Raw genomic sequence first — 10723 nt, 5'->3', positions numbered from 1 at the left:
CACGACCGTCCTCTGGTGCATTTAACTCGCGTATTGGAAGGCTATTTTGATTTCAGAGGCCATTTCTTGAGTCCCGAACGCCTATTTTCTTTCGTTCTGGTGCGAGATCAGAGTCAAGGGAATCCGGAGGATGTACTGACTCTTGGGGCCCACCAGGTGATGCTCGCTTTGGGTTCTCTGATAGGCTGGGGAAGGTACACTCGCCATCAGCGGATTCTGGCAGTGGGAGCGTGGCTGGGCCTGGGTGGAATAATATGGCTAATGATGGAGCCTTCCAGCTTCATCTGGGAGCTTTTGCCGCTCCTCCCCTACGCACAGCACCCATGGCGATGGTTGGGGGTTACGGGCATACCGGCGGCATTGCTTATCGGTTTAGGGCTTGAAGGGCTTAAACAGCCAAGATGGCGCATTTTAGGAGCGGCTCTGGCAAGCTTTGTCCTGGTGGTAGGCGTAGCACCGCTTCTTTACCCTCCGGGCGAATTTATCCAGCTTCATCGCGTCACTTTGACGGATTTGCATACTATTGACCGAATTTTAGATTGGATAGGCCTCACCAGCGTAGGTGAGCTATTGCCCCGGACGGTGACCGCCTCCAAAATTTCTGGTTCGCCTCTGGAAGAAGCCTACCGCCGTGGGGAGGAGCCTATCCGCCTAGATTTTAGCTCTTTGCCTTCCGGGGCGGAGGCTATTCCCTTATCTTTGCATCCTTTGGACCAGCGTTTTCGGGTTTACCTTCCGGAGGAAGCCATCCTTCGTTTCTGGGTATTTGCCTTTCCTGGATGGCAGGTGATGGTGGATGGGTATCCTGTTGAAACCTGGGCAGAAGGGGAACTGGGCTTGCTGCATGCTCTGATTCCATCAGGCAGGCACAAAGTTCGTCTCTGTTTCTGCGGTCATTGGAGCTGGCGGCTGCTGGAGGTATTCTCCGCTGGTTTATGGATTTTGGGCCTGGTGCGCTGGCTCGTTTACCGGTTCCGGGAGAGGAGGTGTAAAGGAAGAATTCAGATCGCTTCTTCCTCCATACCGTCCCGGAAAGAGTGGGTTGCTCTTGGGATATTCTGGGTACTGATTTCGGGCTTTAAATTCTTTTACGTGGACCCCTACACTGGCTGGTTTCGCTTTCGCTCCGACCCTAATATGCCGCCCGGGATGGCAGTGCGGGCTAATGTGGACTTTGGTGGACAAATCCGGCTGCTGGGCTACACGATATCTGTTCCGAACTGGAGAGCTAAGCCCGGGGATACTGTAGTTCTGACTCTCTGGTGGCGTGGTTTACGAGAAATGGAAACCCGATACAGTGTATACGTTCATGGCCTGGAGGCTCTCTGGCCGAACCGCTTGCGTTTTCAGAGCGACCATATGGATCCTGGTAACGTACCTACTAAGGCCTCCCAGTGGAGGGGGGAATATTACATTCGCGATGTTCATCACCTTCATATACCGTTGGATTTACCGCCAGGCCCGTATTATATAAAGGTTGGGCTTTATGAAGCGAAGAATCCCGGGGTGTGCCTCATCACTGATGAGGGAAATGATGGGTATTTGCTTCCCACGTTGCTGGTTAACCGACCGATGCCTGCTTCTGCTCGCCTTCCTGAGCCCATTCGCTTCGGAGGTTCTCTTGAACTGGTTGGGGTAGAGCTTCCAGTTCGTATCAAGCGGGGTGAGCCCTGGTCCCTCTGGTTTTACTGGCGGGCGATTTCTCCCGTTAAAAAGTCCTATGTCTTCTTCGTTCACAGGCTCGATGCCCAAGGGCAAATGCGCGGGCAGCAGGATCGCCCCCCTTATTGGGGAACCAATCACTGGCCTCCGGGGGAAATAGTAGCTGTGCCGGTTACCCTGGAGGGTATCAATGAACCTGGCTTTTATCGCTTGCGAGTCGGGTGGTATGAATGGCCATCAATGGAACATCTGCGTCTTTCTTCCGGCGAACAGTTTGCCATTGTTCCCGTGACTATTTCAGTGCGGTAGGGGCGAAGGCGAGAGATGGAAACTCTTCAGCGCTTTCTCAAGCCCTGGCTGAGCTGGCCTATAAAGCTGCCGTCCTTTGAAGGCCCTCTTGATTTGCTCCTCTACCTTTTAGAGAAAAATCAGCTTGAGATCACGGCCGTTTCCCTGGCTCTTGTGGCCGACCAGTTCGTAGAGTTTTTGGATCGTGCGGAAGGATTTGAGCTGGAAGCTCTGGCTGATTTCATAGCCATTGCTGCAAGGCTTCTTGCCTTGAAGTCCCGCTATCTTCTCCCTCAGCCTCCAGCCCCTTCCGCTCTTTCGCCGGAACCGGAAGGAGAGGAACTGGTCAGGCAATTGCTTCTATATAGAGCTTTCAGAGAGAAAGCACGCTTCCTTGAAGAGCGGGAATTGGCAGGCCTGCGCTGTTACGTGCGGGCTTCGGTTCCTGTAAAGCCTCAGGCCCAGCTTCTCCCTCCAAACCCTTTCACCATAGAAGATCTGAGGGATTGCGCTCGACGGCTCCTGCTTCGGGAAAGGGGGGAAGAAGTTTCAACCTTGATTAGCCCGATAAAGGTTACGGTAAAGGAAAAGATGGAATTCATAAGGCAGAAGCTTGTGGAAGGCGAGAGGCGCAGGCTCTTTTGGGAGTTTTTGAGCGATGGCCCACACCCCCAGGAGGTGATAGTTACCTTTATGGCCCTTCTGGAGCTCATAAAGCTTGGGGAAGTGATGGCCTGGCAGGAGGGCCTCTTTGGCCCAATTTACGTAGCGAAAGTTTCCGGGAATAGCACACACTCCGTTTGAATCTTTGGCAAGAATCTGATAAACTTTATTAAACTCACCGGAGGAGGGAAGCATGTTGGATTTTGAAAGGCTCAAAGAATTGGTTTTTCGGAACGAGAGCAAAATCGTGCTCCTGGTGCTGGATGGGCTCGGGGGAGTGCCCAAGGAACCAGGAGGTCTTACCGAGCTGGAAACTGCTCATACCCCCAACATGGATCGCCTTGCTTCGCAGGGCATATGTGGCCTTCTGGATCCCATAGCGCCGGGAATAACTCCGGGCAGTGGACCTGCCCACTTGGCCCTTTTCGGCTACGATCCTCTGCGTTACGAAATTGGGCGGGGGGTGCTGGAGGCCTTAGGCATAGGTTTTCCCCTGGAAAAAGAGGATCTTGCAGCCAGGGGCAATTTCTGTACTGTGGATGAAATGGGACTCGTTACTGACCGGCGGGCAGGCCGCATAGACACCCAATTTAATGCAATGCTCTGCGAGAAACTTTCAGAGATAGAGCTTCCAGGCCTTGAAATCTTTGTCAAGCCTGTCAAGGAGCACAGGTTTGTGGTGGTATTTCGGGGCCCGGGCCTTTCGGATAAACTTTCAGAAACTGACCCTCAGCGGATTGGCCTGCCGCCTTTGCCGGTTGAACCTCTGGAGCCTGAGGCCGAGGCGACTGCAAAGTTGGTAAATGCCTGGATAGAAAGGGCTCGGGAAATCCTCCGTCCCCACCATCCGGCCAACATGCTCCTTCTAAGGGGTTTCTCCAGGAACCCTCAGCTTCCTTCAATGCAGGAAGTTTACGGCCTCAAGCCTGCCGCCATCGCCACCTACCCAATGTATAGAGGGGTAGCGAGGCTTGTCGGAATGGATGTTCTGGAAACAGGAGAGGAATTCGCCGATGAAGTTTCAACCCTTGAAGCCCACTGGAAAGATTACGACTTTTTCTACATCCACGTGAAGAAAACCGATACCTATGGGGAAGATGGTAACTTTGAAGCCAAGGTTGCTCTGATAGAGGAAGTTGACCGCCACATCCCAAGGATTATGGCCCTGAACCCCGATGTCTTTATCATAACGGGCGACCACTCAACTCCTTCCGTCCTCAGGAGCCACAGCTGGCATCCTGTCCCTGTCCTTCTCTACTCCCGGTACGTCCGCCCGGATGGGCTGGAAAAATTCGGGGAGAGAGCCTGCGCCAGGGGGAGCATAGGGAGAATGCCAGCGGTAAATCTTATGAGGTTAGCCCTCGCCTATGCTCTCAGGCTGAACAGGTTTGGGGCATAAAGTCCAAAGTGCAGGAGGCCTTAACTATGACTACGATTCTAATCGCAGGTGGCGCAGGCTTCATCGGCTCTAACTTTACCCGCTACATACTTCAGAAATACCCTCACTACAGGGTTGTGGTATATGACAAGCTCACTTATGCGGGCAATCTTGACAACCTGAAGGATGTGGCCCAGAATTACCCCGACCGCTACACCTTTGTTCAGGGCGATATATGCGATGTTGGGAAAGTGGAAGAAACTGTAAAGGCTTACCAAATAGAGCTTCTGGTGAATTTCGCAGCCGAAAGCCACGTGGACCGGTCTCTTTTTGAACCTGGTTCCTTCATCCAGACCGATATCTTCGGAACTTACGTGCTTCTGGAAGCTGTCAAAAAGTTTGGGATAAGCCGGATGGTTCAGGTGAGCACCGATGAGGTCTATGGCTCTATAGAGGAAGGCTCCTTTAAAGAGAGCGATCCCCTCAGCCCTTCAAGCCCGTATTCTGCCAGCAAAGCCGGCGGTGATCTCATGTGCCTGGCTTACCACAAAACCTGGGGGGTGCCTGTCATGATTACCAGGGGCTCCAATACCTTCGGACCATATCAATATCCGGAGAAAATCATCCCTTTGTTCATCACCAATGCCATTGATGACCAGCCCCTTCCCCTTTACGGTGATGGGTTGAACGTCAGGGATTGGCTCTACGTTCTGGATCACTGTGAAGCCATAGACCTGGTTTTGCACCAAGGAAGCCCCGGCGAAATCTACAACGTTGGTGCCGGAAACGAGCTAACAAATTTAGAGTTAACGCGCCGTATCCTCAAGCTTCTCAACAAACCCGAAAGCCTTATTTGCTTCGTAGAGGACCGCCCTGGTCACGACCGTCGCTATTCCCTTGATTGCACCAGGATAAGGACGTTGGGGTGGCGTCCGCGTTATGACTTTGAAGAAGCCCTGGCGGAGACAGTACGTTGGTATGTGGAGAACCAGTGGTGGTGGCGGAAAATCAAAAGTGGGGAATACATGGAATTCTACCGCAAGCAATATGAGAAAAGGCTTGCTTCAGCCAAGCGCTTGGAAACCCCTTAATTAGGGAGGTACGCCATGGAAGAAATAAGGCCCGAAGACATTGGAGCAATTGTAAAGGCCGAACCACTCAAAGCCTTCTGCCAAGAAGTGTTCATGAAGCTTGGCGTTCCTGAAGAAGATGCCATTATAACCGCTGACGTTTTAGTGGTAGCGGATTTAAGGGGTATATTCTCGCACGGTGTCGCTCGGATGCCCCGTTACGTAAATGGTCTCAAAACCGGTATGATGAAAGCCCGGCCTGAAATCAAAATTGTGCGGGAAACAGCCATCACCGCCACTATAGATGCCGATGCTGGACTCGGGCAGCCGGTAAGCTACAGAGCCATGAAGCTGGCAATTCAAAAGGCCCTGGAGCACGGCGTTGGCCTTGTAGCCGTTCGTAATTCCAACCACTATGGTATCGCCGGCTACTACTCTATGATGGCCCTGGAGCACGACCTCATCGGTATATCCTCCACCAATGCGGATGTTCTGGTAGTGCCCACTTTCGGGCGGAAAGCGATGTTGGGGACCAATCCCATAAGTATAGCTGTGCCAGCTGGGAAAGAACGCCCCTTCGTGCTGGACATGGCCACCAGCGCTGTTCCCAGGGGAAAACTGGAAGTTTATGAAAGGCTCGGGAAGAAAATGCCCCTGGGATGGGCTACAGACGAAAAAGGATTGCCTACTGATGATCCCAGCCTTGTCCTCAAAAATCTGACGGAGCGACGAGGAGGCGGGCTCCTTCCTCTTGGGGGCGCAGGGGAGGAAATGGGTGGACACAAAGGGTATGGCCTTGCCCTTGCAGTGGACATATTTTGCGGCGTCCTCTCCGGAGCTGCCTACGCCGACTTAGTTTATCCCAGAGACGCGCAGGGCCGACCTTTACCATCCAACATAGGTCACTTTTTCGGAGCCCTCCGGATCGATGTTTTCAGGCCTTTGGATGAGTTCAAAGCAGCTATGGATGACCTTATCCAGCGCCTCAAGGAATCTCCTAAAGCTGAGGGTCAGACTCGCATTTACATCCATGGAGAAAAAGAGTTTGAAGCCGCCGAACGGCTTGCCCGGGAAGGAATCCCCCTTGACAAGAAAGTGGTGGCGAACCTTAAAGCTATAGCCCAGGAGCTTGGAGTGGAGTTTCCGGCCTGAAAATTCTCCGCAAGATAGGGGTAGCCAATGAGGCGAGTTCTGTGGCTCTGTGCCCTAATGGCCTCTCTGGCTTTAACAAGCTATGACGTTTCCCGGCAAACTTTCGCTGAAGGCCGGGCTTCCTCTATAAAGCAAGGGGAGTTTTCCCATTTTGTCTTTCTACCCTTGGTGGCCAAAAGCGAACCCTGCAGGCCAATCCCTGGAGCTTCTTATAGCACGATTCCTGCCTCACCTCCTCACCCTCATATCCCGGCCTCCGAACACCCCGATTTGAACTTGGCAGTGAGGGGTTACATAGTTAACCCCTATGCTTACCTTGGGCTTGTGGATTACGGTGGTGACATAGATCCCAATGCTCCTCAGCTATACGGCTTATTCCAGGACGACCGGGTTCCGGATTTTGTGGGTGGATACAGGGTTTACGATTGGGATTGGGCCAATAACCGCAGGGGAGAGCCCATTATGACCTGGGATGTAACACTTTTGGGCATGAAGACAACGCCAAGAGAGTTAATCCATTTGCCCTATTCGGGCTACGAGATTTATCCGGGCTACTCGGCTCTTGTCCTCTACGCTGAAGAAACCAGGATCACCCTGGTTTACACGAGAAAGGACACCGTTGCAGAAGGATATGCCCTTCATCTGGAAGATATATGCGTTGATCCGAACCTGGTGGCCCTTTACAGGGAGATGAATTCCCAGGGCAGGTATTACCTTCCGGCTTTAGGGAAAAAGCAGCCTTTTGCCACAGCCCGCGGGAGCGAGATAAAAGTGGCGATAAGGGACGCTGGTTCTTTCATGGACCCTCGTTCTCGGAAAGACTGGTGGCGGGGCAAATAGCCGAAATTTCGTTCGTGGTCCAGCCCTCTGGCCTCCTCCTCTGAGGTCATGGACAGGAAAAACTAAGGTGCGGGAGTTTCTGAAGGGGTCGGAGTGAGAGGAGGCGTTGGGGTCCATGAAGGGGTGGGAGTTAAAGAGGGCTCGGGTGATGGGGTTTCTGTAGGCGTAGGAGTAGGAAGTATAGTGGGTTCAGGAGAAGGAGTTGGCATTGGTACTGGGGTAAAAGTTGGGGTTATGGTAACTGTGGGAGTGCGGGTTGGAGTTGGAGAAGGCCTTCGAGTGGGAGTTGGTGTGGGAGTAGGAATAGGAGGAAGATAGAGGATTTCGCCGGCATAAAGGTAATAGCGGCGCAGACAATTGGCTCGCATTATGGCTTGAACTGTGGTTCTGAACCTGGCAGCTAAAGAGTAGAGGGTATCGCCAGGCTGAACTATATAAGGTTTCCATCCATACGGAGGAATGCAGATTACGGGAATTGTGGGAACAGGTGTGGGAGTGGGGGGGAAAGGCGGAACGTAGAGCTTTTGGCCCTGAATGATGTAAGGTGAGGAAAGGCAATTAGCGTGCATCAGGATTTCAACGCTGGTGCGATAGCGACGGGCTATTGAGCTTAAGGTATCTCCCGGTCTTACTATGTAAATGCTCCAACCATACGGGGGTGGGCAGTAAGGAGCGGGAGTGAAAGTTGGAGGTAGTGTGGGGGTAAAGGTCGGTGAAGGGGTGGGAGAAGTTACGGGAACTATAGGAGTGGCTTCGGGCGAAGGAGTAGGAGAAGCTATGGGAACTGTAGGGGTGGCCCCGGGCGAAGGAGGAGCCGTAGGGTAGAACTGCTCCTGCGAGCTCAGGAGGAAAGCGATCGCTATGGTAAGGATGATGAAAGCCACGAAGGCCACACCGGCGATCAGCTGGAATCCTCTTCCTTCCATTCTTTCTCTCCGGGAATAAATCTCCTTTGCCGGAGTGGGAGAAGGACGAAGAAAGTGGTTCCAACGCCCATAGAGCTTTCAGCCCAGATGCGTCCACCGTGAAGTTCCACTATAGTTTTGCTCAAAGACAAGCCAACCCCTTTCTCTCCAAGTCCCCGGATCAGGGCCTGGTCAGGAAAAGCGAAGCGGGTGAAAACCTGGCTGAGCTCTTCAGGAGATAGCCCCCCTCCCGCATCTGTCACTTTAATTTTGAGGTAGTGGGGTTCTCCTTCCGGGGGTTCGGCAGTAATTTCAAGGCGTATGGTGCTACCCGAGGGAGAACAGGCTATAGCATTGGAAAGAAGGGTGCTTAATACATAACGCATGCTCTCAAAATCCACCTCCACTGGAGGCAGACCTTCCTGGATTTTCACATCTAATTTCACCTCAGCCGATTCCATCTGAGCTCGAACCAGGGATACAGTTTCTCCCACAATCTCCTCCACCTCCACCAGGGTGAATCTAAGGGAGAAAGAACCGCTATCTATGGCCGCCAGGTTGAGGAGATCGTTTACTATTCGGTGGAGTTTTTCCACGGCAGACTTTATCTTGAGGAGGAAGTTACGCTGCATTTCTCCCACAAGGCCCACGCTCTCGCTCAGGAGCAATTCGGTGTAGCCAATGATTACAGAGAGCGGATTTCGGATATCGGAAGCTAAGGAAGCTATAAAGCGATCTCTGGTCTTTAAGGCTTCCACTTCAGCGGTCACGTCGGAAAGAGCCAGGGTTATACCGGACCCATGCCGGGCCAGTTCAGCCCTCAGGATCTTTTTCCCCAATTCCAATGAAATCACAGCCCGGCTTTCCCCACCGAGGACTTTTTCCACTGCAGAAAGCCATCGGGGGTCTTCCACAAGGTTTGACAGAGGTTGCCCCGAGAATTCTCTCAGGGGCCACCCAAGGATTTCCTCAGCCGCCTCATTGCCCCACGTGATTTTACCTGAAGAGTCGGCCATTATAAGGCCTATGGGCAGGGAACTGAGCAATTCGTGCGAGGGCTTGCCCTTTTCCACAAAGCCCTTTAACTGCTCTTGAAGGGCTTTTGCCCTGGTTGCTTCTGCCATCGCCTGGGCTTTGGCTTCCTCTGCTTCTCGCCGGGCTCTTTCCAGCTCGGCCTCCAGTTCGCGAGCCCTTTTTTCCAGAAAAGCGAGGCGGTCAAAAATTTCCCGGGCTTCTTCTTTCCTATGTTCTTTTGCTTCCTTGATGATGGCTTCGTAGCGGGCCAGGTCTTTCTCTTTACGGCGGATTTCCCACGAAAGGTCTTCTATTTTCCTTTCCAGAGAGCGATAAATTCTGGCCCGCTCAATGGCCAAGCGCATTTCTCTGACGATGCTCCTCAGGAGTCTGGCTTGCCATTCAAGGAAAGGCATAACTTCGCCAAACCAGGCACCTACGAGCCCTGTGGGAACATCGCGACTTATTACGGGGGCAAGAATAAGGCTCAGGGGTTTTACCCCCAGAATTTGTTCCCAGGAATGCAGGGTTCTGAAGTCCTGCACAAGGGCCGGCCCTTGAGAGCGAAGGGCCTCCTCAAGAAAGGGGTTTCTGGTCAAGGCTACCTGAAACCTCTTGATTCCTCCGCCTGAGAAGACAGCTATGTGGGCCAGTTCAGGGTTTTCATCATCCACAATCAGCACAAAACTACCTGGTGCCTCAAACGCTCTGGCTATTCCAACTGCTACGTTTTCCATTACAACCGGGAGGTCCAGGGAAAATGTACCCTTAGAGGCTGCCTCATAGAATTTAACGAAGCTTAAGGCCTCAGCGGTCTGGAATAACTCTGGAACTTGAAGCTGTTTGAGAAAATCCCTTAAAAGGGGCAAAACTAGCAGTGGGTACCCCACTATCTCTGCCCAGCGGACCCATAGGGGCATTCCCTGAACACCCTGAGGGTTGAGGGCTTGAAGCAGATGTCCGAGGGAAAAGGTGAGGAAAAAGCCTGCCGAGAGGGGATCTCCACTCCCGATGAGGGCGCTCATAACTCCTCCGAGCCCCAAGATGGCTCCCAGAAGTCCCCAGATCATTGCCCTGATTGAGAAGTTATACTCGCGGGCTGCAGGTTGGGAGATCCAGGTGAAAGCATCAGCCAGGTAAATGAAAGCTGCCATGAGGGAAATCAAGAAAAGAAAAGAATTACGGACAGCAGGGCGTGAGGCTGGAAAGGCGAACGCCCACAGAAGAAAAGCCAAGGAGAAAATTTCTCCCAGACGCTCTAAAGGTGGGAAAACAAGCACGGCCTGAAAACCGAAGGCAGGGGCAGTAATCCGTGCGGTTAATAACAACACTCGGATCAGGAGGATAGAAGCGAAGGCTACAAAAGGGGGAAAATACCCCTCATTCCCGGGCCGCTTTCTCAGGCTATAGGCTAAAAGCAGCCCTGCCTGGAGAGCCAGCAAGGTGAAAAAATGAAAAAAGAAAAGCCCTTCTCTCTCGGCAAGGATGTAAAGGAATTGCATTTTCGCTCCTCTCCTCGTTCAAATTATACTACGAACATAACGATAAGCGCAAAAAGTTCAGACTTTCAGGAGATTAGTTCAGCTGATTGCTCCCTTTTGAGGTTTCTGGGGGCACATCCCCCGGCCCCCTTGCCATGGGGCTTTCGCCCCCTGGACCCCCCGAATTTTTCCCACCCTCGTGGGCATAGGGTTTGCCAGAGTTAGGACCCCACTCGTGGGCTGGATGCAGGGGTTGGCTGACCGCCCCTT

The 10723-nt window shown here is 52.7% G+C and carries 8 protein-coding genes; 6 read left to right on the top strand and 2 right to left on the bottom strand.

What is annotated here, in order from left to right; genetic code table 11:
- The 6 genes from NZ653_09375 to NZ653_09350 all read left to right on the top strand — a co-directional run.
- On the top strand, window positions 1-1971 hold a 1971-nt coding region (locus NZ653_09375; protein MCS7287331.1), incomplete at its 5' end, for a hypothetical protein.
- A gap of 15 nt (window positions 1972-1986) precedes the next feature.
- Complete coding sequence (locus NZ653_09370) at window positions 1987-2754, top strand: segregation/condensation protein A (GenBank protein MCS7287330.1); 768 nt, start codon at window positions 1987-1989, stop codon at window positions 2752-2754.
- A gap of 52 nt (window positions 2755-2806) precedes the next feature.
- Complete coding sequence (locus NZ653_09365) at window positions 2807-4012, top strand: 2,3-bisphosphoglycerate-independent phosphoglycerate mutase (protein MCS7287329.1); 1206 nt, start codon at window positions 2807-2809, stop codon at window positions 4010-4012.
- Window positions 4013-4038: 26 nt separating this feature from the next.
- Window positions 4039-5082, top strand: coding sequence for a dTDP-glucose 4,6-dehydratase (rfbB, locus tag NZ653_09360; GenBank protein MCS7287328.1), 1044 nt, complete (start codon window positions 4039-4041; stop codon window positions 5080-5082).
- Window positions 5083-5097: 15 nt separating this feature from the next.
- Window positions 5098-6213: an Ldh family oxidoreductase gene (locus tag NZ653_09355; GenBank protein ID MCS7287327.1), complete on the top strand. Its 1116-nt coding sequence runs from the start codon at window positions 5098-5100 to the stop codon at window positions 6211-6213.
- Between the two features lie 27 nt (window positions 6214-6240).
- Complete coding sequence (locus NZ653_09350; protein MCS7287326.1) at window positions 6241-7053, top strand: hypothetical protein; 813 nt, start codon at window positions 6241-6243, stop codon at window positions 7051-7053.
- 62 nt (window positions 7054-7115) lie between these two features.
- Here NZ653_09350 and NZ653_09345 read toward each other — a convergent pair whose 3' ends face one another.
- Window positions 7116-7979, bottom strand: a complete 864-nt coding sequence (locus NZ653_09345) for a LysM peptidoglycan-binding domain-containing protein (protein ID MCS7287325.1) — start codon at window positions 7977-7979, stop codon at window positions 7116-7118.
- Window positions 7955-10474 carry an ATP-binding protein gene (locus tag NZ653_09340; protein MCS7287324.1) on the bottom strand — a complete coding sequence of 840 codons (2520 nt, stop codon included), beginning with the start codon at window positions 10472-10474 and terminating at the stop codon, window positions 7955-7957. Before NZ653_09340 ends, NZ653_09345 begins: the two co-directional genes overlap by 25 nt.
- Window positions 10475-10723 lie beyond the last annotated feature (249 nt).

The sequence above is a fragment of the Anaerolineae bacterium genome (genome assembly GCA_025062375.1).
Taxonomy (GTDB): Bacteria; Chloroflexota; Anaerolineae; order SpSt-600; family SpSt-600; genus SpSt-600.
This window is presented reverse-complemented; position numbering and strand designations above follow the sequence as displayed.

What these genes read in the sequence shown, in the direction of transcription:
- NZ653_09345 (MCS7287325.1), bottom strand. Translation starts at nt 7,979, where the DNA reads ATGGAAGGAAGAGGATTCCAGCTGATCGCCGGTGTGGCCTTCGTGGCT.
- NZ653_09370 (MCS7287330.1), top strand. Translation starts at nt 1,987, where the DNA reads ATGGAAACTCTTCAGCGCTTTCTCAAGCCCTGGCTGAGCTGGCCTATA.
- rfbB (MCS7287328.1), top strand. Translation starts at nt 4,039, where the DNA reads ATGACTACGATTCTAATCGCAGGTGGCGCAGGCTTCATCGGCTCTAAC.
- NZ653_09365 (MCS7287329.1), top strand. Translation starts at nt 2,807, where the DNA reads ATGTTGGATTTTGAAAGGCTCAAAGAATTGGTTTTTCGGAACGAGAGC.
- NZ653_09355 (MCS7287327.1), top strand. Translation starts at nt 5,098, where the DNA reads ATGGAAGAAATAAGGCCCGAAGACATTGGAGCAATTGTAAAGGCCGAA.
- NZ653_09340 (MCS7287324.1), bottom strand. Translation starts at nt 10,474, where the DNA reads ATGCAATTCCTTTACATCCTTGCCGAGAGAGAAGGGCTTTTCTTTTTT.
- NZ653_09350 (MCS7287326.1), top strand. Translation starts at nt 6,241, where the DNA reads ATGAGGCGAGTTCTGTGGCTCTGTGCCCTAATGGCCTCTCTGGCTTTA.